At 69.0% G+C, this 23,264-nt stretch carries 24 protein-coding genes; 13 read left to right on the top strand and 11 right to left on the bottom strand.

The window, feature by feature from the left end:
* Positions 1 to 85 precede the first annotated feature (85 nt).
* Entirely contained in the window at positions 86 to 1,342 is a 1,257-nt protein-coding gene (locus ACIQF0_RS30790; RefSeq protein ID WP_401035119.1) for a LuxR C-terminal-related transcriptional regulator, read from the top strand.
* Here ACIQF0_RS30790 and ACIQF0_RS30795 read toward each other — a convergent pair.
* Positions 1,339 to 1,680, bottom strand: a complete 342-nt coding sequence (locus ACIQF0_RS30795; protein WP_360034878.1) for a DUF1801 domain-containing protein — start codon at positions 1,678 to 1,680, stop codon at positions 1,339 to 1,341. The two genes, ACIQF0_RS30790 and ACIQF0_RS30795, sit on opposite strands and share 4 nt — an antisense overlap.
* 138 nt (positions 1,681 to 1,818) lie before the next feature.
* On the opposite strand from ACIQF0_RS30795, the gene icmF reads away from it, so the two are divergent.
* Positions 1,819 to 5,025, top strand: a complete 3,207-nt coding sequence (icmF, locus tag ACIQF0_RS30800) for a fused isobutyryl-CoA mutase/GTPase IcmF (RefSeq protein WP_401035123.1) — start codon at positions 1,819 to 1,821, stop codon at positions 5,023 to 5,025.
* Between the two features lie 65 nt (positions 5,026 to 5,090).
* Entirely contained in the window at positions 5,091 to 5,462 is a 372-nt protein-coding gene (locus ACIQF0_RS30805) for a hypothetical protein (RefSeq protein WP_401035125.1), read from the top strand.
* Here ACIQF0_RS30805 and ACIQF0_RS30810 read toward each other — a convergent pair.
* Together ACIQF0_RS30810 and ACIQF0_RS30815 are read right to left on the bottom strand one after the other, a co-directional pair.
* Positions 5,459 to 6,148 (bottom strand): MOSC domain-containing protein, encoded by a 690-nt coding sequence (locus tag ACIQF0_RS30810; protein ID WP_401035127.1) that lies wholly within the window; start codon positions 6,146 to 6,148, stop codon positions 5,459 to 5,461. The two genes, ACIQF0_RS30805 and ACIQF0_RS30810, sit on opposite strands and share 4 nt — an antisense overlap.
* A complete protein-coding gene (locus tag ACIQF0_RS30815) occupies positions 6,145 to 6,579 on the bottom strand; it encodes a nuclear transport factor 2 family protein (protein WP_401035130.1) in 435 nt (144 codons plus the stop codon). The genes ACIQF0_RS30810 and ACIQF0_RS30815 overlap by 4 nt, the downstream gene beginning before the upstream one ends.
* An 81-nt stretch (positions 6,580 to 6,660) precedes the next feature.
* Between ACIQF0_RS30815 and ACIQF0_RS30820 the strand changes: the two genes are divergently transcribed.
* The 3 genes from ACIQF0_RS30820 (at position 6,661) to ACIQF0_RS30830 (ending at position 9,261) form a co-directional block, all read left to right on the top strand.
* Positions 6,661 to 7,224, top strand: a complete 564-nt coding sequence (locus ACIQF0_RS30820) for a CGNR zinc finger domain-containing protein (RefSeq protein ID WP_401035131.1) — start codon at positions 6,661 to 6,663, stop codon at positions 7,222 to 7,224.
* An 81-nt stretch (positions 7,225 to 7,305) separates the two neighbouring features.
* On the top strand, positions 7,306 to 8,463 hold the full coding sequence (locus tag ACIQF0_RS30825; protein ID WP_401035134.1) for a hypothetical protein: 1,158 nt from the start codon (positions 7,306 to 7,308) through the stop codon (positions 8,461 to 8,463).
* A gap of 123 nt (positions 8,464 to 8,586) precedes the next feature.
* Positions 8,587 to 9,261 carry a family 16 glycoside hydrolase gene (locus tag ACIQF0_RS30830; protein WP_401035137.1) on the top strand — a complete coding sequence of 225 codons (675 nt, stop codon included), beginning with the start codon at positions 8,587 to 8,589 and terminating at the stop codon, positions 9,259 to 9,261.
* 20 nt (positions 9,262 to 9,281) lie between these two features.
* Here the strand turns inward: ACIQF0_RS30830 and ACIQF0_RS30835 are convergent, their stop codons facing one another.
* The gene (locus tag ACIQF0_RS30835) at positions 9,282 to 9,932 is read right to left on the bottom strand and encodes a hypothetical protein (RefSeq protein WP_401035140.1); all 651 of its coding nucleotides are present in this window, start codon (positions 9,930 to 9,932) and stop codon (positions 9,282 to 9,284) included.
* A 157-nt stretch (positions 9,933 to 10,089) separates the two neighbouring features.
* On the opposite strand from ACIQF0_RS30835, the gene ACIQF0_RS30840 reads away from it, so the two are divergent.
* A complete protein-coding gene (locus ACIQF0_RS30840) occupies positions 10,090 to 11,655 on the top strand; it encodes a GAF domain-containing protein (RefSeq protein WP_401035913.1) in 1,566 nt (521 codons plus the stop codon).
* Here the strand turns inward: ACIQF0_RS30840 and ACIQF0_RS30845 are convergent.
* Positions 11,652 to 12,302 (bottom strand): response regulator transcription factor, encoded by a 651-nt coding sequence (locus tag ACIQF0_RS30845; RefSeq protein WP_360034855.1) that lies wholly within the window; start codon positions 12,300 to 12,302, stop codon positions 11,652 to 11,654. The two genes, ACIQF0_RS30840 and ACIQF0_RS30845, sit on opposite strands and share 4 nt — an antisense overlap.
* 84 nt (positions 12,303 to 12,386) lie before the next feature.
* On the opposite strand from ACIQF0_RS30845, the gene ACIQF0_RS30850 reads away from it, so the two are divergent.
* Positions 12,387 to 13,190 (top strand): universal stress protein, encoded by an 804-nt coding sequence (locus tag ACIQF0_RS30850; protein ID WP_401035143.1) that lies wholly within the window; start codon positions 12,387 to 12,389, stop codon positions 13,188 to 13,190.
* Here ACIQF0_RS30850 and ACIQF0_RS30855 read toward each other — a convergent pair.
* The gene (locus ACIQF0_RS30855) at positions 13,177 to 13,734 is read right to left on the bottom strand and encodes a YceI family protein (RefSeq protein ID WP_401035145.1); all 558 of its coding nucleotides are present in this window, start codon (positions 13,732 to 13,734) and stop codon (positions 13,177 to 13,179) included. The two genes, ACIQF0_RS30850 and ACIQF0_RS30855, sit on opposite strands and share 14 nt — an antisense overlap.
* Positions 13,735 to 13,828: 94 nt before the next feature.
* On the opposite strand from ACIQF0_RS30855, the gene ACIQF0_RS30860 reads away from it, so the two are divergent.
* Complete coding sequence (locus ACIQF0_RS30860) at positions 13,829 to 14,362, top strand: MarR family winged helix-turn-helix transcriptional regulator (protein ID WP_401035147.1); 534 nt, start codon at positions 13,829 to 13,831, stop codon at positions 14,360 to 14,362.
* On the opposite strand, the gene ACIQF0_RS30865 is transcribed toward ACIQF0_RS30860, so the two are convergent.
* The gene (locus ACIQF0_RS30865; RefSeq protein WP_401035150.1) at positions 14,267 to 15,211 is read right to left on the bottom strand and encodes a helix-turn-helix domain-containing protein; all 945 of its coding nucleotides are present in this window, start codon (positions 15,209 to 15,211) and stop codon (positions 14,267 to 14,269) included. The two genes, ACIQF0_RS30860 and ACIQF0_RS30865, sit on opposite strands and share 96 nt — an antisense overlap.
* A 70-nt stretch (positions 15,212 to 15,281) precedes the next feature.
* On the opposite strand from ACIQF0_RS30865, the gene ACIQF0_RS30870 reads away from it, so the two are divergent.
* A complete protein-coding gene (locus ACIQF0_RS30870; RefSeq protein WP_360034840.1) occupies positions 15,282 to 15,431 on the top strand; it encodes a hypothetical protein in 150 nt (49 codons plus the stop codon).
* A gap of 25 nt (positions 15,432 to 15,456) precedes the next feature.
* On the opposite strand, the gene ACIQF0_RS30875 is transcribed toward ACIQF0_RS30870, so the two are convergent.
* Entirely contained in the window at positions 15,457 to 16,572 is a 1,116-nt protein-coding gene (locus ACIQF0_RS30875) for a citrate/2-methylcitrate synthase (protein ID WP_401035153.1), read from the bottom strand.
* Positions 16,573 to 16,614: 42 nt separating this feature from the next.
* Between ACIQF0_RS30875 and ACIQF0_RS30880 the strand changes: the two genes are divergently transcribed.
* A complete protein-coding gene (locus ACIQF0_RS30880; protein WP_401035156.1) occupies positions 16,615 to 17,736 on the top strand; it encodes a citrate synthase in 1,122 nt (373 codons plus the stop codon).
* A 205-nt stretch (positions 17,737 to 17,941) separates the two neighbouring features.
* Here ACIQF0_RS30880 and ACIQF0_RS30885 read toward each other — a convergent pair whose 3' ends face one another.
* Entirely contained in the window at positions 17,942 to 18,802 is an 861-nt protein-coding gene (locus ACIQF0_RS30885; protein ID WP_401035916.1) for an alpha/beta fold hydrolase, read from the bottom strand.
* A 91-nt stretch (positions 18,803 to 18,893) separates the two neighbouring features.
* Between ACIQF0_RS30885 and ACIQF0_RS30890 the strand changes: the two genes are divergently transcribed.
* Positions 18,894 to 19,493 carry a TetR/AcrR family transcriptional regulator gene (locus ACIQF0_RS30890; protein ID WP_401035159.1) on the top strand — a complete coding sequence of 200 codons (600 nt, stop codon included), beginning with the start codon at positions 18,894 to 18,896 and terminating at the stop codon, positions 19,491 to 19,493.
* Between the two features lie 58 nt (positions 19,494 to 19,551).
* Positions 19,552 to 20,649, top strand: a complete 1,098-nt coding sequence (locus ACIQF0_RS30895; protein ID WP_401035162.1) for an acyltransferase — start codon at positions 19,552 to 19,554, stop codon at positions 20,647 to 20,649.
* On the opposite strand, the gene ACIQF0_RS30900 is transcribed toward ACIQF0_RS30895, so the two are convergent.
* Both ACIQF0_RS30900 and ACIQF0_RS30905 read right to left on the bottom strand, forming a co-directional pair.
* Entirely contained in the window at positions 20,612 to 22,318 is a 1,707-nt protein-coding gene (locus ACIQF0_RS30900) for a 1-deoxy-D-xylulose-5-phosphate synthase (protein ID WP_401035165.1), read from the bottom strand. The two genes, ACIQF0_RS30895 and ACIQF0_RS30900, sit on opposite strands and share 38 nt — an antisense overlap.
* Positions 22,308 to 23,249, bottom strand: a complete 942-nt coding sequence (locus ACIQF0_RS30905; RefSeq protein WP_401035168.1) for a 4-hydroxy-3-methylbut-2-enyl diphosphate reductase — start codon at positions 23,247 to 23,249, stop codon at positions 22,308 to 22,310. Before ACIQF0_RS30905 ends, ACIQF0_RS30900 begins: the two co-directional genes overlap by 11 nt.
* Positions 23,250 to 23,264: the final 15 nt, after the last annotated feature.

Genomic DNA, 23,264 nt, shown 5'->3' on the forward strand with positions numbered 1-23,264 from the left:
GAGCTGTCCGCCCCCGTACTTCGGCTAGTCCCGCCTAGTCGAAAGACCAGCCGGGCACCTGCCTGGGCGGACTACCCTGGAATCCATGGACCTGTCGAAGGCCGCCCAGGTGATCCAGGCGCCGTTGAGCGAGACGCTGTCGCAGCTGTCGGCGGCGTTCGCCGAGGCCATTCCCCACCGGGCGATCTCGGAGCTGTCCAACTGCTCGTTCGCGCCGTTCAAGTTCCGCGGCGAGTCACCGGGGCCGTCGGTCACGATCGCCGACATCGCGGCGTTGCGATCGCTGGTGGGGGACAGGGGAGCGTGGCAGGGCCGTGCGGTCCTGGCCGGCGTCGAGATCCCGGTGGTGGTGCTCGTCAGCGCCTTCTCCGCGCCGAGCGCGCTGCTGGTGCTGCTGCGCACCGACGAGACCCCGGTGTCCGAGGTGGTGCTGGCGTCGGCCAACGCGCTGTGGGACGTCGTGACGGCGCACATGGAGGCCCTGCGCAACGAGGCGGTGCCCGCGACGCTCGCCGTGTCGCGCGCGGCCGCCGCGGCGCGTGCTGTGGCCATCTCCGACCTGGGTGACGCGTACGGGGCCGCGTTGACCGCGTTGCTCGGCGTGCTGCGTGACCGCGACGTGGACGACGCGCCCGCTCGTGCGCGTGCCGTCGACCTGGCCGTGACCGCGCTGGTCGAACTGCGGGCGCGTGCCGACCTCGACCGGGCGCAGACCGAGGAACGGGCCGGTGACGCCTTCGAACGGCTCGCCGAGTCGCTGCGCCGGGTCCTGCGCGGCCGGGACGTGCGGCTGGACCTGGGCACGCCCGGTGCGGAGGAGGGGGCGGACCGCGTCCTGCCGACCGACATCGCCTCCACGGCCGCCGCTGTCGTCCGGTCCTCCGTGCACGCGATGCTGGACGACCAGCGGGGCGTGAGCCGGATCCACATCGGCTGGAAGATCGTCGGGGCGGTGCTGCGCGCGACCGTCCGGGACGACGGCCCCGGCACCCTGTCCTGCGGCAGCCTCGACACCCGCCGGGTCGCCGAACGGCTCGGGCCGATCGGCGGCGTGGTGGAGGTCGACGCGGTGCCGGGCTGGGGCTCGACGGTGACGATCGAGGTGCCGCTCGGGCCGCCGGAGTCTCCCCGCGAGGACCCGCTGACCGTGCTGGGCGCGCGGGAACTGGAGGTGCTGGGTCAGCTCGCCCGCGGCCGCCGCAACCGCGACATCGCCGGTGACCTGCACATCAGCGAGTCCACGGTGAAGTTCCACGTGGCGAAGATCCTGGAGAAGCTGGGCGTCGGCTCCCGTGGCGAAGCGGCCGCGCTGGCCCACGAATGGGGCGCGACCGCTCGCTAGCCGATCTCGCCCAGGCGCTGCCGGATCAGGTCGCGCACCACGTCGTCGGGCAGCGGCATGTCCGTCGTGAACCGGATCGTGCCCTTCGACAGCGAGTAGCCGGTCAGCCGCTCCCGCACCACGTCCACAGCGGCCGGGCTGAACGGGAACACGGCCAGGTGGTCCTTGGCCGCCTTGAAGCCGAGCAGCGGCTTGCCCTTGTACCGCAGCGCGGCCAGGCCGTAGCTCAGGCCCTGCTCCGCGCCCGGCGCCAACTCCTCCGCGAGCGCCCTGACCCGTTCGAACGCGGCCCGCATCGGGGCGTCGAGCGAGGCGAAGTAGTCGTCCACGTCGGCCATGCCGCGCACGCTACCTGGGCGAAGTGCTCCGCGAGCGAACCTGTGGCAGATGCCTGGATCATGTCGGTTTCCTGCTCGATACAGAGACCTGGACCACGCTCAGTTGCACGTCCAATAGTAGGAAGTCAAACTATTCTCATGGCGACCACTCTGCACAAGCCGGCGAACCCGGTGCGCTTTGTGACCGCGTCCAGCCTGTTCGACGGCCACGACGCGGCTATCAACATCATGCGGAGGATCCTGCAGGCGCAGGGTGCGGAGGTCATCCACCTCGGGCACAACCGGTCGGTGGTGGAGGTCGTCAACGCGGCGATCCAGGAGGACGCGCAGGGCATCGCCATCAGCGCGTACCAGGGCGGGCACGTCGAGTACTTCTCCTACCTGGTCGAACTCCTGCGCGAACGCGGCGCCGGGCACATCAGGGTCTACGGCGGCGGTGGCGGCGTCATCGTCCCCGAGGAGATCGAGCTGCTGCACTCGCGCGGGGTCGCGCGGATCTTCTCGCCGCAGGACGGGCAGACGCTCGGCCTCGCGCGGATGATCAACCTGATGATCGAGGAGTGCGACCACGCGCTCACCGAGCCGTTCAGCCACGACGCGCTGCTGACGGGGGCGGACGAGGCCCTGGCGCGCGCGATCACGCACATCGAGGCCGGCACGGCCGAAGGCGTCGAGACCACCCGCAAAGTGCCGGTTCTCGGCATCACCGGCACCGGTGGCTCCGGCAAGTCGTCGCTCACCGACGAGCTCGTGCGCCGCTTCCGGCTCGACCAGCAGGACAAGCTGCGCATCGCCGTGCTCGCCGTCGACCCGACGCGCCGCCGTGGTGGTGGCGCCCTGCTCGGCGACCGCATCCGGATGAACTGCCTCGACGGCGACCGCGTGTTCTTCCGTTCGCTGGCCACACGCCGTGCGGGCAGCGAGATCCCGGACGGCCTGGAGCAGGCCATCGTGGCGTGCAAGGCGTCCGGTGCGGACCTGGTCATCGTCGAGACGCCCGGTATCGGTCAGGGCGACGCGGCCATCGTGCCGTTCGTCGACTTCTCGCTGTACGTGATGACGCCGGAGTTCGGTGCCGCGTCCCAGCTCGAGAAGATCGACATGCTCGACTACGCGGACGCCGTGGCGATCAACAAGTTCGAGCGCCGCGGTGCCGAGGACGCACGCCGTGACGTCGCACGGCAGATGGTGCGCAACCGCGAGGCGTTCGGCGTCAAGTGGGAGGAGATGCCGGTCTACGGCACGTCCGCCGCGACGTTCAACGACGACGGCGTGACGGCGCTCTACCAGTTCCTGCGTGACGGACTGGTGGAGCACGGTCTTGCCGTGGAGGAAGGCTCTCTCACGACGGTCAACGGCAAGACGTCGACTTCGGCGTCCACGGTCGTGCCCGCCTCTCGCGCCCGCTACCTGTCCGACATCGCGGACACCGTGCGCGGCTACCACCGCAAGACCGACGAACAGGTCGGTGCGGTGCGCACGCACATCCAGCTCTCCGCCGCGCAGAAGGCCTTGGAGTCCGCCGGCAAGGGCGTCACGGACATCGCCGAGCTCGCCGACGCCGCCGAGCGCAAGGTCGACCGCGACACCGCGGACCTGCTCCAGGCGTGGCCGGCGACGGTGGAGCAGTACTCCGGCGACGAGCTCGTGTTCAAGGTGCGGGACAAGGAGATCCACACCAGGCTGACGCGGGAGACGTTGTCCGGCAACCAGGTCCGCCGGGTCAGCCTGCCGCGCTACGACGACGAGGGCTCGCTGCTGCGGTTCCTGCGCAAGGAGAACCTGCCGGGCTTCTTCCCGTACACGGCCGGGGTATTCCCGTTCAAGCGCGAGGGCGAGGACCCGGCCCGCATGTTCGCGGGCGAGGGCGACGCGTTCCGCACCAACCGCCGCTTCAAGTACCTGTCGAAGGGCAACCCGGCCACGCGCCTGTCGACGGCGTTCGACTCGGTGACGCTCTACGGCCGCGACCCCGACACCCCGCCGGACGTCTACGGCAAGATCGGCACCTCCGGCGTCTCGATCGCGTCGCTCGACGACATGAAGGCCCTGTACGACGGCTTCGACCTCGTGGCACCGACGACGTCCGTGTCGATGACGATCAACGGCCCGGCGCCGACGATCCTCGCCTACTTCCTGAACACCGTGATCGACCAGGAGGTCGGCAAGTTCAGGGACGCGGAAGGCCGTGAGCCGAACGCGGAGGAGTACGCGAAGGTCAGGGCCTCCGCGCTGGCCAACGTCCGCGGCACCGTTCAGGCCGACATCCTCAAGGAGGACCAGGGCCAGAACACCTGCATCTTCTCCACGGAGTTCTCGCTGCGCATGATGGCGGACATCCAGGAGTGGTTCATCCAGCAGCAGGTCCGCAACTTCTACTCGGTGTCGATCTCCGGCTACCACATCGCCGAGGCCGGGGCGAACCCCATCTCGCAGCTGGCTTTCACGCTCGCCAACGGCTTCACCTACGTCGAGTCGTACCTGGCGCGCGGAATGAACATCGACGACTTCGCGCCGAACCTGTCGTTCTTCTTCTCCAACGGCATGGACGCGGAGTACAGCGTCATCGGCCGCGTGGCCCGGCGGATCTGGGCCGTGGCCATGCGCGATCGCTACGGCGCCGCGGAGCGTTCGCAGAAGTTCAAGTACCACGTGCAGACGTCCGGCCGTTCGCTGCACGCGCAGGAGATGGACTTCAACGACATCCGCACGACGCTGCAGGCGTTGTGCGCGCTGTACGACAACTGCAACTCCTTGCACACCAACGCCTACGACGAGGCGATCACCACTCCCACCGAGTCGTCCGTCCGCCGCGCGATGGCCATCCAGATGATCATCAACAAGGAGTGGGGCCTCTCCGCGAACGAGAACCCGCTGCAGGGCTCGTTCGTCATCGACGAGCTGACCGACCTCGTCGAAGAGGCCGTGCTGCTGGAGTTCGACCGCATCTCCGAACGCGGCGGCGTGCTCGGCGCGATGGAGACCGGCTACCAGCGCGGCCGCATCCAGGACGAGTCGATGCTCTACGAACAGCGCAAGCACGACGGCTCGCTGCCGTTGATCGGCGTCAACACCTTCCTGCCGGAGGACGGCACGCGCGAGGTCGTGAAGATCGAGCTCGCGCGCGCCACCGAGGAGGAGAAGGAGTCGCAGGTCGACCGCACCCGTGCCTACCAGGCGGCGCACCGCGACGAGGCCCAGAAGGCGCTGGCCCGCCTGCGTGAAGTGGCGCAGACGAACGAGAACGTGTTCGCCGTGCTGATGGACGCCGCCCGCGTGTGCACGCTCGGCCAGATCACCGAGGCGTTCTTCGAGGTGGGTGGGCAGTACCGGCGCAACATCTGAGTGCGCTGACGGAACGGGCTACTGTGCGGCACGGCTCGTTCCGTCAACAGTCCTGGGGGACTCGAATGAGAATGCGTTCGATGCTGGCCGCGTTCGGTGCGGCACTGACACTGGTCGCCGGGGTGGCCGCGCCGGCCTCGGCCACCCATCGTGTGATCAGCCAGGAGGAGTGCGACAGGTCGGTCGACTTCGTGCAGTTCTTCCGCAACAACTCGCAGACCGACAAGTACTGCTACGCCGGGGAGAACCCGCAGTCCGGCACCACGCTCAGCGTCCGCCTCACCGGCGTCACGTGGTTCAACAGCGGGGTGAACTACGGCGAGATCTCGTTCCGCGACCAGCACGGCACCCGGTTCGACAAGTCGTTCTCGTCGCTGCTGCACACCGGGTGCGACTACTGCACCATCGACTCGATCCGCATCATCCGCTCGGACTAGACCGCGTAGGGCCGGCCGACGATCCACCCGCCGATGTGGCCGGGGAGCTCGTCGGTCGGCACCAGCTCGACGGTGTCGCCGACGTTGACCACGCCCGGCCGGATCACCCAGCTGTCCAGGCACAGCACGCCGCCGAACTCGTGGCGGATGCGCCGGTGCACGTCGAGGTCCTGCGCGCCGGTGTCGGGGTCGATCGTCGTGACCACGCACCGGGCGCGCTTCTGGTACATCCCGATCACCACGTCGCCGGCCACCAGCGCGTGCCCCGGCCAGCCGTCCTCCTCACCGGCCTCGACGCCGCCGATGAGGATGTTGGGCCGCAGCCGCCGCACGTCGACACCCGCGGCCTCGACCTGGCCGTCCGTGGCCACGAGGACGTTGAGCACGTCGAAGCGCTCCGGGCCGGAGTAGCGGGTCAGCCTGCCGCCGAACGGCAGCACCTTCTCGTGAGCCTGCCAGCTGTCCCACGGGTGTCCGTCGACCAACGGGCCGTCCGGGCCGGTGGAGGCCGGGATGGTGAGCAGTCCGTACCGCGTGCGCCCGGTCAGAACGCCGCGCGGCCCCTGCACGTGCACCAGCCGGTCGCCCTCCACGCCGTCCTCCGTGAACGTGGCCTGGTCCAGTTCTTCGCCGCCCATGGACTTCACCGGGTAGCGCCACAGCGCCTTGACGTGCACGTTCCTCACTCCTGCGGGATCTCGTAGGTCGAGTTCGGGTCGATGCGGCGGTCGGCTTCGGCGATCTTCACGTCGTTGATGCTCGCCTCGCGCCGCGACATCAGGCCCGACTCGGCGAACTCCCAGTTCTCGTTGCCGTAGCTGCGCCACCACTGGCCCTCGTCGTCGTGCCACTCGTACTGGAAGCGCACGGCGATGCGGTCGTCGCCGAACGCCCACAGCGACTTGCGCAGCACGTACTCGTGCTCGCGCTCCCACTTCTTCGTCAGGAACGCGACGATCTCGTCGGTGCCCCGGACGAAGTCAGACCTGTTGCGCCACAACGAATCCGGCGTGTAGGCACCGGCGACGCGTTGCGGGTCCTTCGTGTTCCAGGCGTCCTGGGCCGCCTGCACCTTGAGCCGGGCGGTCTCGGCGTCGAACGGGGGGACGAGTTTCACGACGGTCCTTCCAACGGTTGGGCGACGCTGCAAACGTTAGAACAAGATTCTAACGGATGCAAGCCTGTGTTACCGTTAGACGTGCTGACCCCCGACGAACCCCGTCCGGTCCTGCTGATGAACACCGTCTGGGCCAATCGGTCGCAGGTGCACGACGACCTGACGACTGTCGGTGGGCTCCGCGATTTTCTGGGCGTGCCGGCGGATCAGGCCGACCTGACGGCGTTCCGCGCGTTGCGGCAGGCGCTTCGGGACCTCGCGGGCGTGCTCACCGAGGACACGCGTCCGGTCGCGCAGGATCGTGACCTCGAACGGGCCGTGGGTGAGGTCAACCGTGCGGCGCGCAGTGCGCAGCGGTGGCCGCAGCTGACCGTGCGCGACGGGGAACTGTTGCGGCTCAACGAAAGTGAGGGCTCGCTCGCGGATCGTGAGCGAGCGTCGATCGCCGCGGAGGCCGTGGAGCTGTTCACCGGCGAGGAGCGGCTTCTGTTGCGCGCCTGTTATGCGCCGGGCTGCGTGCTGTACTTCGTGAAGGACCATCCGCGCCGTGAATGGTGCTCGCCGTCGTGCGGCAACAGGGTTCGCGCGGCCCGCCACTACCGGCGCAATCGGGGTGAATCCCCTGGTCCGAACGGGTTTTCCTGATCAGCGGGGGTAAACATGAGCCGCCTCAGTTCCGATTAAACGGACAACAGTTGGGCGCGTTTTGTGTGGTGGTGATCCGCGATGTCCCGAGAATCCGTGCCAGGTCACGACATCAGCTATCACCTCGTCTGCTTCGACGAGACCGGTAACGAGCGGGGGCGCGACAGCGCGGACGTCCTGTACGACGCCCGCCGCGGTGTCACCGACGTCTTCTTCTTCATCCACGGGTGGAACGGCGACGTGCCGGCCGCCCGCGAACAGTACGGGCGGTGGGTCGCGACGATGGCCGACTGCCGCGCCGAACGTGAAGCGGCGCATGGGCTTCCGGGCGGGTTCAAGTCACTGCTCGTCGGCCTGCACTGGCCGTCGAAGGCGTGGGGCGACGAGGACGTGCGGTCGGACGAGTTCATCAAGGCCCAGGCCCAGCGTCTCGGCGGCGGTGCCGGACGTGCGGCCGCGGTGCGCACGATCGTCGAGGCCGCGCGGCAACACCCGTGCCGCATGTCGGGCGCGGTCAAGCAGGCCTACGACTACCTGGAGAGCTCGGTTCCGGACCTGCCGGGCGAGGACGGGATGGCGTTCGACGCCGAGCAGCTCTACCGGGCGTGCCTGGAGGATCCGGCGCTGGGCGGGATCCTGTCACCGCTGCGGATCCTGACGTTCTGGAAGATGAAGCGCCGGGCCAAGGTGTTCGGCGAGAGCGGCGCCGCGAGGATCGCCCGCGAGGTCGCCCAGGCCGCCCCGAACGCGCGCGTCCACCTGATGGGCCACAGCTTCGGCTGCATCACCGCGACCGCCATGGCGAACGTGGTGCCCGCCGCGACGCTGACCCTGGTGCAGGGCGCGATGTCGCTGTGGTCGTTCGCCGAACGGCTGCCCGGCGAACCCGGCTCCGGCTACTTCCGCGGCGTGCTCGGGCGCGTGCCCGGGCCGATCATCGTCACCACGTCGTCGAACGACTACGCCATCGGCAGGTTCTACCCGCTGGCCGCGCGGTCGGGCCGCCAGGTCGACCTGGACGAGTACCCGAAGTACGGCGGCCTCGGTTCGCACGGCGTGCAGGGCACCTACGCCCACGGTCACAACATCGGATCTCCCGGCGAGCTGCAGCGCGGGCAGGTGCACAACGTCGACTGCACGTCGGTGATCCGCCGCATCGACGGAATCGCCGGTGCGCACAACGACATCTGTCATCCGGAACTGGCGCGGCTGCTCTGGAAGGCGGTGCTGGTCCGGTAGTTCGTCCGTTTTCAGAAACACGCGTTTCCGTTGACTCCTCCGATGACTCGGTTCTACGGTGGGGTCACCGTCGCTGCCGAAATCCCTCGGAGCCGAGGACGGTGGCAAATGTTTCGTCATCCATTGTGGATAGTCGCTGCGTTCGTGCCGGCACTGGTGGCCGGCACGACGCCGGCGCAGGCCGCGGATCCCGTGCTGGTACCCGTTTTCGACGGGAAGACGCTCGACGGCTGGACCATGCACGCCAAGGACGCGTTCGTCGTCAAGAACGGCGCGATCCACAGCCAGAAGAACGCCTCGCGCGGCTGGATCTACTACAACAAGCAGCAGTACAAGAGCTTCCGCTGGATCTTCAAGCTCCGCCAGGTCTCCGGCGACCACAAGCCGACCGTGCTGATCTGGGGCAAGATCGCGACCCCTGCCCTGAACGGCCTGGGGGCCATCCAGTTCCAGCCGCCCAACGGTGGCGCGTGGGACTACCGCCCAGGCCACAACAACGGCGGCGGCAAGCTGTTCACGAAGTACCCGCACCCGAGCTGGGACGTGAAGAAGTGGGCGCAGTGCGAGATCCTCGCCGACGGTGACACCGGAATCGCGCGCATGGCGTGCTGCCCGCTGCCCGACGGCGCGGCGAAGTGCAAGGCGCAGGAGGTGCTGAAGTTCGAGGACAAGAAGGAACCCGCGGGCCGCGAAGCCCCGCTGGCCGTCCAGATCCACAACAAGGGCATCGAGGACGAGTACAAGGACCTCGTCGTCGAGTCACCCGTGGCCGACCCGACGAAGTTCCTGACGACCTGATCAAGTGCCGCTGGGCGCGTCTACCGCGCGCCCAGCCGCAGCACCATCTGCGGCACCAACGTGCTGCCGAGGAGCGGGCGAAGGTCCGCGCGCAACGCGGCCAGATCCACCGGGTCGAGTGCGGGGGAGACGTCGAACCCCATCGTCCCCGCCGTCAGGATCACGCGCTGCATCGCCTGTCCCGCACGGATTTCCGCCGCCGCCCCCTGGTTGAACGTGCACAGCACCAGCTCGGTCCCGCTGCGCACGTGCAGCCACGCCCGTTCCACCTCGGCCGCCCGCGACAACAGCCCGCGCCAGGAGGCCAGCTCGGGAAACGCCGTCCACGCGCGACGGTTCGTGCGCAGGGAGTGCAGCAACGCCAGCACGTCCGGACTCGGCTCCTGGTACCCGCCGAGCCGGATGGCCGCGGCCGCGTCGTGCGCGCTCGGCCCCGGCAGCAACGTCACCAGTGGACGGATGCCGTGCCCCTGCAGCGCCAGCCGGACGTTGAGCAGCGCGACCCCGCAGGCGACGCGCGTCTCCCGGCCGTGCGGAGTGGAGGTGTGCAGCTCGATCTGCTCGGGCCGCACCTCGAACCGCACCCCGGAGACCGAGGCCCTCGCGAGCGCCAGGACGGCACGCACGTCCTCACCCACGAGTCCTAGTGAGCCGGGCAGGGCGATGGTCATGCGCTCACTCTCCGGCCGGAGACGTAGATCGACCACGGTCGAAGGTCCTCTCTTGCTAGGGCCGTGAGACGTCGGAAAATGTGGGAATCTAGGCGGCGTGCCTGACGTGCCTGGTCGCCGCGACCTCGACGAGCTGCTCGACGAGGTGCGAGACCGCATGGACGAGATCGTGACCACCCGCGACCAGATGCAGGAACTGCTCGGCGCCATGCTCGCCGTCGCGTCGGGTCTGGAGCTCGAGCCGACGCTGCTGCGCATCGTCCAGGCCGCCGCCGACCTCGTGGGCGCCCGCTACGGCGCGCTGGGCGTGCTCGGCACCCGCGACGACCTGTCCGAGTTCCTCCACGTCGGCATCGACGAGGTGACGCGCGGGTCCATGGGCCACCTGCCCGAGGGCAAGGGCCTGCTCGGGTTGCTCATCAAGGACCCGACGCCGCTGCGCCTGAGCGACCTCGCGCGGCACGAGATGTCCGTCGGCTTCCCGCCCAACCACCCGCCGATGCACAGCTTCCTGGGCGTGCCCGTACGCGTGCGCGACGAGGTGTTCGGCAACCTCTACATGACCGAGAAGATCGACGGCGCCGAGTTCACCGCCGACGACGAGGCCGTGCTGCAGGCGTTGGCCGCGGCGGCCGGCATCGCGATCGAGAACGCCCGCCTGTTCGAACGCTCCCGCATGCGCGAGCGGTGGCTCGAGGCGATCGGCGAGGTCAACTCCGAACTGCTGGGCGGCGCGTCCGGCGAGTACGCGCTGCGCCTGATCACCCAGCGCACCGTCGAGCTCGCCGGCGCCGACTCCGCCCTGGTCGTGCTCGGCGACGGAGACCACACGCCGCTGTCCGTCGCCGCGAGCGCGGGGGTGAAGATCGAGAACTTCACCGCCTCCGACTACGCCGTCGACGAGGTGATCCGCTCTGGCGTCCCGCTGCTGGTGGACGACCTCGGCACGACGTTCGGTCCTGCCCTCGCCGTGCCGTTGCGGTCCGAGATGGGCGTCACCGGAGCCCTGGTCGTGCTGCGCCGCTGCGGTGAGACGCGGTTCCTGCCCGACCAGGTGCCGATGCTGGCGTCCTTCGCCGACCAGGCCGCCGTCGCGCTGGAGTTCGCCGAGCAGCAACGTTCGCAACGCCTGCTCGACGTCCTGGAGGACCGCGACCGCATCGCCCGCGACCTGCACGACCACGTGATCCAGCGGCTGTTCGTCACCGGTCTCACCCTGCAGGCCACCATGCGCCGCATCACCGAACCCGACGTGGCCGCCCGCCTGCGGACCGCCGTCGAGCAGCTGGACGAGACGGTCCGCGAGATCCGCACGTCCATCTTCGACCTGCACTCGACGGACAACACCTCGTTGCGGCGCAGGCTCCTGGACCTCGTCGCGGGCCTCACCGAGGCGACGGACCTCAAGCCGTCCGTCCGCATGTCCGGCACCGTGGACAACTCCGTGCCACCCGAACTCGCCGAGCACGTCGAAGCCGTGGTGCGTGAGGCCGTCACGAACTGCGTCCGGCACGCGTCCGCGACCGAACTGACGGTGCTCATCGACGCCGGCGACGACGTCGTGATCACCGTGCAGGACAACGGAGTGGGCGTTCCGGCCGACGCCGCCCGCAGCGGGCTGCGCAACCTCACCCACCGCGCGGCCAAGTTCGGCGGGTCGCTGGAGGTGCGGGAGCCGGAGGGCGGCGGCGCCTGCCTGGTGTGGCGCGTGCCGCTGAACTAGTGGGGCTTCTCGACGTCCTTGCGGAACTGCGACGCGAAGACGGCGGCCTGCGTGCGGCGCTGCATGCCGAGCTTCGCCAGCAGGTGCGAGACGTAGTTCTTGACGGTCTTCTCGGCCAGGAACATGCGCTCGGCGATCTGCCGGTTCGTCAGGCCTTCGCCGATCAGGTCGAGGACCGTGCGCTCCTGCTCGCTGAGCATGCGCAGCGGGTCGCCCTCCTCGCGTTCGCGGCGGATCCGGTTGAGCAGCGCGGAAGTCGTGCGGGCGTCCAGAAGGGACTGTCCCGCCGCGACCGTGCGGACCGCGTTGACCAGGTCCGCGCCCAGGATCTGCTTCAGCACGAAGCCGGAGGCGCCGGCCATGATCGCGTCGAAGAGGGCCTCGTCGTCCGCGAAGCTCGTCAGCATCAGGCACTGCAGGCCGGGGATCCGGCTGCGGAGTTCGCGGCACAGTTCGATGCCGTTGCCGTCCGGGAGCCGGATGTCGAGCACCGCCACGTCGGCCTGGGCGCCCGGCACCTTGGCCAGGGCCTCCGTGACCGACGCGGCGTCACCGACCACGACCAGATCGGACTCCTCGCCGAGCAGGTCCGCTATGCCACGCCGGACGATCTCGTGGTCGTCGACGAGGAAAACACGCGTCGCCATGAGGGCCACGGTAGCCCAAAGACCCTGCCATGAGGGGACCAACGGCACGCGGCTCACTGCGACGATCGGGCCTACTTTGGGATCATGAGCAGACTTCCCGTGGTCGTCGGAGTCGACGGTTCCTCGTCCGCGCTCGCCGCGGTCGCGTGGGCCGCTCGGTCGTGCGCGCACCACGGTGCGCCGCTGCGGCTGGTGCACGCGTACACGTTGCCGACGCGCGGGTATCCCGAAGTCATCTCATCGGCGCGTGACCTGCGGTCGGCCATGTACGACCAGGGGCGAATGTGGCTTTCTCAGGCCGTTGCCGTCGCACGGGCAGAAGCACCTGACGTGTCCGTGGAGCACGACCTGCGCATGGAACACCCCACGCCCGTGTTGATCGCGGAGTCTGCACGCGCACGCGAGGTGGTGGTGGGGTCGCACGGGCTGGGCGGGTTCACCGGAGCGTTGATCGGCTCAACGGCCGTGGCGCTGTCGATTCACGGTGAGTGTCCCGTGGTGGTGGTACGAGGCAACCAGCACGACGGGCCCGTGGTGGTGGGTGTCGATCTCTCGCCAGGGTCGGACCCTGCCATCGGCTTCGGGTTCGAGGAGGCGGCGGCGTCCGGGGTGCCGCTGGTGGCGGCGATGGCGCATGTCGACGAGCAGTCGTCGTTGCTGAACGCGCGCATGTCCGGGTGGCAGGAGAAGTACCCGGACGTCGCGGTGGAACAACTCGTGGTGGGGGAGCGGCCGATTCCGTTGCTGCTGGAGCTGGGGCAACGGGCCGGGCTGCTCGTCGTAGGGTCCCGGGGGCGTGGTGGATTCGCCGGGATGCTGCTCGGATCTACCTCGCAGGCCCTGATCTACCACGCCCCGTGCCCGGTGGCCGTCGTCAGGCCTGCTTGACGGCGGAGATCTCGAACTCGAGGACGACCTTCTCGCTCACCAGCACGCCGCCGGTCTCGAGCGCGGCGTTCCAGGTCACGCCGTAGTCCTTGCGGTTGATGGTGTGCGAGCCCTCGAAGCCGACGCGGGTCTGGCCGTACGGGTCGATGGCCACGCCCTCGAAGGCGAACGGGATCGCGATGCTCTTGGTGATGCCCTTGATGGTCAGGTCACCGGTGATCTCGAAGTTGTCGTCGTCGATCTGCTTCGCGGAGGTCGAGACGAACGTGATCTCCGGGTGGGTCTCGACGTCGAGGAAGTCGTTGGTGGTCAGGTGACCGTCGCGCTGCGCGTTGCGGGTGTCGATGCTCGCGACCTTCAGCGTCACCGCGGCGGTGGTGTTCTCCGGCTTGTCACCGTCGATGGAGATCTTGCCGTCGAACTCGTTGAACGCACCGCGAACCTTGGTGACCATCGCGTGGCGTGCGACGAAGCCGATGCGGGAGTGCGAGCCGTCGATGACGTAGTCGCCGGTCAGTTCGGAGAGGTTGGTGGCGGTGGTCATGGTGTCAAGTCCTTCGGTTGCTCGATTTGGTTGAAGTGTCACTCACCCTGCCGGAACGTGGATGATGTGTCAACTATTCCCGTATGCTGAACCAGTGACACGATGGTTGGAACCTGAGCAGCAGCGGGCGTGGCGTGCCTACGTCCGCATGCAGGGGGAGCTCAATGCGCATCTGAGCAGGCAAATGTCAGTCGACTCGGACATCTCGATGGCTGACTTCGCCGTGCTGGTGCAGCTCACCGACACGCCTGATGAACGCGTGCGCGTGTTGGAGCTTGCACGGTTTTTGCACTGGGAGAAGAGCCGTATCTCTCATCACGTCGCACGGATGGAGAAGCGCGGCCTGGTGCGCAGGGAGAACTGCCGCAGTGACGGGCGCGGGTCGTTCGTCGTGCTGACGGACCAGGGACGGTCGGCGATCGAGGAGGCGGCGCCCGCGCATGCCGAGACGGTCAACAAGCTGGTGTTCGACCTGCTCGACGACTCCGAGGTGGCGGCGCTGCGGGAGATCTCCGAGAAGATCTTCACGCGCCTAACGACAGGAGAATGTGCGGCGGTAGTCGCTCGGTGCGATGCCGACGACCCGGTGGAAGTGGTGCCGGAGGAGAGCGGCTGTCCCGAAGCCTGACCTGGTCGCGACCGAGTCGACGTCCAGGTCGGTCTCCTCGAGGAGCCTGCGCGCGTGAAGTACCCGTTGGAGTGACAGCCACTTGTTCGGGGTGGTGCCGGTCTCCGCGGCGAACCTGCGCGCGAAAGTTCGTTCGGACATGACGGCGAGCTTCGCCATCGTGGCCACCGTGTGGTTGTCGGCGATCGTGTCGAGCACCTGCTCCAGCACCGGCTCCAGGCTGTCGGAGCTGCACTCCGGGATCGGGAGCTCCACGAACTGCCGCTGACCGCCGTCGCGCTGCGGCGCCACGACCATCCGGCGCGCGATGATGTTGGCGATCTTGGTGCCCAGCTCCCGCCGGACCAGGTGCAGGCAGGCGTCGATCCCCGCCGCCGTGCCGGCGCTGGTGATGATGTCGCCGTCGTCCACGAACAGCACGTCCGGGTCCATGCGGGCCTTCGGGAACCGCTCCTGGAACTGCCGCGCCTCGCGCCAGTGCGTCGTGCAGTTCCGGTCGTCGAGCAGTCCGGCCGCGCCGAGGATGAACGCCCCGCTGCACACGCTGAGCAGCGTCGCGCCGGTCTCCTGGAGCGCCTTGACCAGCTTCTCTGGGTACTGGTCGCGCACGCGCGCGGCGGGCAGTGCGACGAGGTCGACGCTCTGCAGCGCGTCGAACCCGTGTTCCGGCGTGATGCTCACGCCCCGGACGTTCGTCGGCACCGGCTCGTTCGGGAGCTCGCCGCAGACCCGGAAGTCGATCAGCGGCACGCCCTCCTCGGTCCGGTCGACGCCGAACACCTCGCAGAGCAGGCCGAACTCGAACGGCGCGACGCCGTCGATGAGAGGAACCGCCACCGAAGCCAGCATGGCAGGATATTAGCGCGCAGCGTCAGATCTGCCACTGTTGGCTGGATATTGCCGACCATACATTTATGACATGACTCTTGCAGCGATCGTCCTGGCAGTAGCAGCACTCTCCGTCTGGCTCGACAGGCACCGTGACCGCACCTCCGGTCTGGCGGGCTCGTCCGACGTCAACGACCGCGACCGCAGCCGCGTGCGCAACGACCTGCGGTACCTCACCTGATTCAGCGCCTGATTCAGGGCCCGATTCAGTGTCCGATGATTTGGGGCTCCGGCCCCGTGTAGCGGGCGACCGGGCGGATGATCTTCGTGTCCTCGGACTGTTCGAGCGCGTTGGCACACCACCCGATCACCCGGCTGCACGCGAACGTCGGCGTGAACATCTCTCGCGGGATGCCGCACTGCTCCATCACCACGCCGGCGTAGAACTCCACGTTCGCGTACAGCTGCCGGCCGGGCTTGAGTTCGGCCAGCAGCTCCGTGACCCTGCGCTCGACGGTGACCGCGAACTCCGTGAGCCGCGTGGGCTGCTCCAGCGCGATCTCCTTGAGCAGACGCGCCCGCGGGTCTTCGGTCTTGTAGACGGCGTGCCCGAAACCCATGATCCGGTCGCCCTGTTCGATGCGCTCCCGCACCCAGGCGTCGATGTTGTCCGGCGTCCCGATGAGGTCGAGCGCCTCCAGCGCCCGGTCCGGCGCGCCCCCATGCAGCGGCCCGGAGAACGTGCCGATCGCCGCCGTCACCGCCGACACGACGTCCGCTCCTGCCGACGCGACCACGCGCGCGGTGAACGTCGACGCGTTGAAGCCGTGGTCGATCGTGGCGATCAGGTACTGCTCGACGGCGTGACTCGCCCATGTTGACGGCTCCTGCCCGGTCAACATGTACAACCAGTTCGCCGACGTGGACAAATCAACCCTGGGGTTGACGGGATCAAGTCCGAGCTTGAGCCGGTGCAGTGCCGCGAGGATCGTCGGCGTCATCGCGCTGACCTTGAGCGCGTCCGCCTTCCTGGTGCTCATCGGCGCGTCCCACATCGGCTGCGCCGGCAGCATCGACAACGCGGTCCGCAGCCCGGCCAGCGCCGTGCACCCCGACCGCGCGACGGCGGGCAGCACCTCGCGGATCGCCGCGGGCAAAGGGCGCAGCTCGGCGGTCTGGCGGGCGAACAGCGCTGCCTCGTCCGGGTCCGGCAGCCTGCCCTCGGTGAAGAGGAACCACACGTCCTCGAACGACCGCGTCCTGGCCAGTTCGATCGCGTCGTGCTCGCGGTAGTGGTAGTAGCCCGCGGCACCGTTCACGTCCCCGATCAGGGTCGTGGTGACGACGACGTCTTTAAGCCCTTTGGGTGCATCAATCAACATGGACACCAGGCTCCGTCAACATGTCTTGTACAGTCAACGTTGATGGAATCAATGTTGACGACGAATCAAGCTGCTCGCCGCCTGGGCGTGAAACCGGCGACGGTCTACGCGTACGTCAGCCGCGGCCACCTGACCAGCACGAAGGTGAACCGCCACAGCATGTTCGGCGTCGCCGAGGTGGAGGCCCTGGCGCAGCGCACTGGTGCGCGCGGAGCAGTGGCCGCTGTGACGGATCGCATCCGCACCCGCATCTCCCTGCTGGAGAACGACCGCCTGCACTACCGCGGCCGTTCCGTCCCCGAACTCTCCAGCACCAAGCGCTTCGAGGACGTCGCGCACTGGCTGTGGACCGAGATCGACTCGGCGGGCATGCAGTTCCCCGAGGGCCAGGAGATCTGGATGGCCCTGCCCGACAGCGCCACCCTCACCGACCGGGTTCGCGTGGCCATCGCCCTGGCCAGCGTCGGCGACCCGCTGCGCTACGACCTCGACCGGGCCGTCACCACGGCCAAGTCCCTGATCGCCGACGTCGTCGAGTCGCTCCCGCTGATTGGAAGGCCGCAGGGCACCGACATCGCCGAACGCCTGTGGGCCCGCCTCTCGCCGGAGCCCGCGCAGCCCGACCTGCTCAACGCCGCCCTGATCCTGCTGGCCGACCACGACCTGGCCATCTCGACCATGGCCGCCAGGGTCGCCGCCTCCGCCCACGCCAACCCGTACGCCGTCGTGTCCGCGGGCATGGGCGCGATGGAGGGCCAGAAGCACGGCGCCGCCACCACGATCGCGTACCGGTTCCTGCTGCAGGCCCAGTCCGACCCGATGGGCACCGTTGCCGAGCACCTGCGGTCCGGCCAGCCCATCCCGGGCTTCGGCCACCGCGTCTACCAGCGCCGCGACCCGCGCGCCGACCACCTCTTCGCCCTGCTGCGCGGTCACGGCGACCTGGTGGCGGACAAGGTGATCGCCACCCAGTCGCAGACGTTCCCGAACGTCGACCTGGCGCTGGCCCAGTTCGCCCTGCTGTTCAAGATGGCGCCGGACGCCGGCGAGGCGATCTTCGCGATCGCGCGGGTCGTGGGGTGGATCGCGCACGCGATGGAGGAGTACCGGGAGCCGGGGCTGCGGTTCCGGACGATGGGCGTGTACACGGGGGACCGGCCGTAGCCGCGTCCGTGCGACGCTGGAAGCGTTGTGCGGCAACGAGAACGCCGGAGGCGTCTCGTGAACTCCGGGAACGCGGAGACGCGTCGCGAACTTCGGGAGCGCCGGAAGCATCTCGCGAACTCCGGGAACGCGGAACGCCTCGCGAACCCCGCGAACGCTCGAAGCGCCAGGCGACCCCCAGGACGCCTGGCACCTCAGAGCTAGTTCAGTCCGGCAGGCCGGCGTGGTTCTCCCCGGCGAAGGCGAGGATCTGCGCGGTGGTCAGCTCAAGTTCCTCCAGGTTCAGCGCATGGGTCGCCCCAGGCACGATCTCGGTGCGCACGCGCGGGACGAGCGACTCGACGCGCGAGGCGAGTTCCCGCGCGTTGATCAGCGAGCGCTCGCCCAGGACGAAGTAGGTGGGCACGTCGATCGACCGCAGTTCGTCATCGGTGAACTCGTGCAGCGGAGCCATCTGGATCTTGTACTTGAGGCCGCGGAACACCAGCGGGCGCATCGTGTGGCGCACGGCGGGATCGCCGGCGCTGACCCGGCGCAGGATCGCGGCGGGCAGCCACCAGCGGGACAGCTCGCCGATGCTCCAGAGGACGAACCTCAGGAAGGCGATCCCGAACCCGCCCGGTTCGAACGCGAGGACGCCGGCGACCCCGGTGGGACGCCGGGTGGCGAGGTTCAGGGCCAGGTAGGCGCCGCGCGAGATCCCGACCAGGTGGACCTTCTCGTGGCCGAGGCCCGCGAGGACGTCGGCGAGCCAGTCCGCCTCGTCGTCGGTGCTCTCCAAGGGCCGGGTCTGTACCGAGTGCCCCGGTTCACCGATCGTGTCGACGGCGTACACGGTGTGCCGCGCCGCCAGTTCGGCGGCGTAGAAGTACCAGGACAACGACGTGCCCATCGCGCCGGGCAGCAGGACTATCGGCGAACCGGTGCCGCTGCGCCGGACGCGGGTCGAGCCGAACCGCGTCTCCACGTCCAGTTCCTCCGACGGCACCGGCCACTTCCGCCGGATCGCCTCGTAGGTGGCGAAGTAGCGCTCCTGTGCCTTCTGGTCCACGAACTTCCCGACCATCACACCCCCCAGGTTGTTTTTCCAATGCAGATGCAATGTAACAGCGCCGCGGGGTGGTCGTCGACACCGGTCGTTGTGACACAGTGATCACATGCCGAAGCGCGTCGACCACGAGGAGAAACGGCGTGACCTCGCGGAGGCGCTCTTCCGGATCGCTTCGACGCGAGGCCTTCAGTCGGTGACGCTGCGCGCGGTCGCGGCGGAGGCGGGCGTGTCGATGTTCCAGATCCAGTACTACTTCCCGACCAAGGAAGAGATGCTGCGGCACGCCTGGCAGCGGATCACCGAGCTGGGCGCCGAACGTGCCGGGCACCGCATCGCGGAGGCGATGCAGACCGGTGACGAACGCGCCGTCATGCGGGCATGTCTGCTCGCGGTCCTGCCGACGGACGAGCGCAGCCGCATGCTCTGCGCGGTGCAGATCGCCTACTTCGCGGTGGACGTCACGCGCGGCGGTCAGGCGCCGGACCAGCAGGCGATGATGCCCTACCTCGTGCGCCTGCTCGCTGACCAGCTCGGACTCGCCCGCAAACGCGACCGGGTCCCGTCACACCTCGACCTCCAGCTGGAGGCGGACGCGCTCGCGACCATGACCGCCGGCCTCCTCAGCGCGATGCTGGTCGACGCCTACGACGCGGACCAGGCCACGCGGATCATCGACTACCGGCTCGACCAGCTGTTCTCCGCCTAGCGCGGTCCGCCCCCTTGGCCGCTGGCGTGATCGCGTCGCGAAGCGGACCATGAAAACCATGAGATTGTCCGCAGTGGACAACCTGAAGGTGATCCTGGTGGCGTGGGTCATCGGCGGCCACGCGCTGCTCGGCTACGCCGCGATCGGTGGCTGGCCCTACGACGAGGTCAACGAGGTCACGTTCCACCCCGGCGTCGAGACGGTGCTGGCGGCGGTGATCGGGCCGTCGGGGTTGTTCTTCATGGGCACCTTCTACTTCATGGCCGGGATCTTCACGCCCGGCTCGATCGAGCGCAAAGGGCGGCGGCGGTTCATCGTCGAGCGGCTCGTGCGGCTCGGCACGCCGTGGGTCGTCACCGCGCTGGTCGTCTGGCCGACGTTCGTGTGGATCGCCTACAACGGGGCCGGGCGGGACGTCTCGTGGTGGCAGGCGTTCACGGACCGGCAGCCGTTCCTGGACAGCGGGTCGTTATGGTTCGTCGGGGTCTTGCTGATCTTCAGCATCGCGATCGCACTGGCGCCACCGATCAGAGAACGCACGATCACCACGAGAACCGTCGTCGGCATGACGATGATCGTGGCGGGGACGACGTTCCTGACGCGGCTGGTCTTCCCGGCGCGCAGCGGGCAGGTGGGCGATCTGCACCTGTGGTGGTGGCCGCAGTGCCTGGGAATGTTGCTGCTGGGTGCGATCGGCGGGCGCAAGCTCGCGGAATGGGTGCCGGACGAGATCTACCGGATGACCCGCAACATCGTCATCGGCACGATCGCCCTGCTCCCCATAGCCGCGGCGCTCATGGGGGTGCTGGATCTGGCCAAGAGCGCTGAGCCGTTCCTCGGTGGGCTCAAGTGGCAGGCCGCCGTCCTCGCGCTGGTCGAGGGGATCCTCGTGGTGGCCGGGAGTCTGTGGTTGATCGGGCTGGCGCAGCGCCGGCTCGCGCGCCAGGGGCCCTTCACCGAGGGGCTGGCGCGGTCCGCCTACGTCGCGTTCGTCGTGCAGGGGCCGATTCTGCTCAGCCTCGCGACCGCCCTGCGCCCGTTGCCACTGCCCGCCGAACTCAAAGCGCCGTTGGTCGGGGCGGGGGCGATCGCGCTGGCGTTCGCCATCGGCTGGCTCGTCACTTCACGCCGAGGCGCTTCAGCACGCTCGTCGTGATGCCGGCGGCGTCCAGGCCGTGCGCTCGCAGGATGCGGGCGCGGGAATCGTGCGGCAGGAAGCGTGGTGGCAGCGCGAAAGTCGCCACGCAGGTCGGGGAACCGGCCAGGGCCTGACCCAGGCGTGCGCCCAGGGCACCGGTCGACGTGGTGTCCTCGACCGCCAGGACCAGGCGGTGCTGGCCGCTGTACTTGACCAGGTGCGGGTCCAGGGGAGCGGTCCAGCGTGGATCGACCACGGTGACGCGGACGTCGTGCGACGCCAGGTCCTCCGCCGCGGCCAGACAGGGGCCGGCGAGAGGGCCCACCGCGATCAGCAGCACCTCGGCGTCCGGTTCCTCGCGCAGCACGTCGAAGTGGTTCACGCGCCGCAGTGCGGGCACGTCCGGACCGACGGCGGCCTTCGGATAGCGCACGACCGTCGGGCCGTCCGACACCTCGACGGCTTCGCGCAGCAACTCGGCCAGAGAAGCCGGATCGCGTGGTGCGGCCAGGCGCAGGCCGGGCACGACGGGCAGCACGGAGGCGTCCCACATGCCGTGGTGCGACGCGCCGTCCGGGCCGGTCACGCCGGCGCGGTCCAGCACGAACGTCACCGGGAGCCGGTGCAGGGCCACGTCCATCAGCAACTGGTCGAAGGCGCGGGACAGGAACGTCGCGTAGACGGCGACGACCGGGTGCAGGCCGCCCATGGCCATGCCGGCGGCGGACGTCACGGCGTGCTGCTCGGCGATCCCGACGTCGAACACACGCGCCGGGAAGTGTTCGGAGAAAGGCCGCAGCCCCACCGGTTCCAGCATCGCCGCGGTCAGGCACACGACGTCCGGACGCGCAGCACCGATGGCCACGATCTCGTCCGAGAACGCGTCGGTCCACGTTCGCCCGCCGGAGGCACCGGACGCGCCGACGGCGTGCATGCGGTCGGCCTCGTCGGACTCCGCGGCCTCGTACCCCTTGCCTTTCACCGTCTTGCAGTGCACGACGACCGGACGACCGAGGGACTTGGCCTCCCACAGGGCGTTCTCGACCGCGTGGACGTCGTGCCCGTCGACCTCGCCGATGTAGGCGAGACCCAACGCCTCGAACAGGTGCCGCGCCGACCCGGCCAGCAAAGACGCCGCGAAACCACCGGTCGTCGGGTCGTAGGAGCGGCCGTTGTCGTTCAGCAGCACCACGACGGGACGCGAGGAGCCGCCGATGTTGTTCAGCGCCTCCCAGCACATCCCACCGGTCAGCGCGCCGTCCCCGACGATGGCGACGACCCGGCGATCGGTGCCGCCGAGTTCGAACGCCTTGGCCAGACCGTCCGCATAGGACAGTGCGGTGGAGGCGTGCGAGTTCTCGATGACGTCGTGCGCGGACTCGGCGGCGGACGGATAGCCGGACATGCCACCGGCCTGGCGCAACGAGTCGAAGTCGGAGCACCGGCCGGTCAGCATCTTGTGCACGTACGATTGGTGCCCGGTGTCGAACAGCACCACGTCGGTGGGCGAGTTGAAGACCCGGTGCACCCCGATCGTCAGCTCGACGGCACCCAGGTTCGGGCCGAGATGGCCACCGGTCCGGTGCACCTTGGAGATCAGGAACGACCGGATCTCCGCCGCCAGCGAAGAAAGTTCAGAGGACGAGAGCGCCCGGACGTCCGCGGGCGAGGCGATGTCAGCCAGCACGGCGCACCGCCAGCGGCAACGTGAAGGCGATCGTCTCCGTCGCGGTCGTGTGCGTCGACACGGAGACGGAACCCAGTGCTTCCAACGCCGCCACGACCTCGTCCACCAGCTCAGGGGGCGCCGAAGCACCGGCCGACAACCCCACCGACGACACACCGGAAAGCCAGGCCGGGTCGATCTCGGACGCGTCGTCGATCAGGTAGGCCGGTGTGCCGCCACGGGCGGCGAGCTCGACCATCCGCACCGAGTTGGACGAGTTCCTCGACCCCACCACCAGCACCAGGTCCGACCGCGCGGCGACCTCGCGGATGGCGACCTGCCGGTTCGTGGTGGCGTAACAGATGTCGTCCGAACCGGGGCCGCGCACCTGCGGGAACTTCCGCTCCAGCGCCTCGATCACCTCGGTCGTCTCGTCCACGGCCAGCGTCGTCTGCGTCAGGTAGGACACCGGACCGGTGATCTCCAGCGCCTCGACGTCGGCCACGGTCTCCACCAGCACCATCTGGTCGGGAGCCTCGCCGAACGTGCCCTCGACCTCCTCGTGCCCGGCGTGCCCGATCAGCACGATGGTGTCGCCACGCTCGGCGAAGCGCCGTGCCTCGGCGTGCACCTTCGTCACCAGCGGACAGGTCGCGTCCAGCACGTCCAGCGAGCGGTCTCGAGCCTCAGCGCGCACGGCGGGGGAGACGCCGTGCGCGGAGAAGACCGCCGTGGCACCGAAAGGCACCTCGGACAGCTCCTCCACGAACACGGCGCCACGAGCCTCGAGCGAGCGCACGACGTGGATGTTGTGCACGATCTGCTTGCGCACGTAGATGGGGCCGCCGCGCTGGTCGAGCAGTCGTTCCACGATCTCGATGGCGCGCTCCACCCCGGCGCAGAACGACCGGGGTGAGGCGAGCAGCACCGAACGCGGCGGATGTTCCGTCATCTAGTGCCTTCCAAA

The organism is Lentzea sp. NPDC092896 (assembly GCF_044754905.1).
In the GTDB taxonomy this organism is placed as follows: Bacteria; Actinomycetota; Actinomycetes; order Mycobacteriales; family Pseudonocardiaceae; genus Lentzea.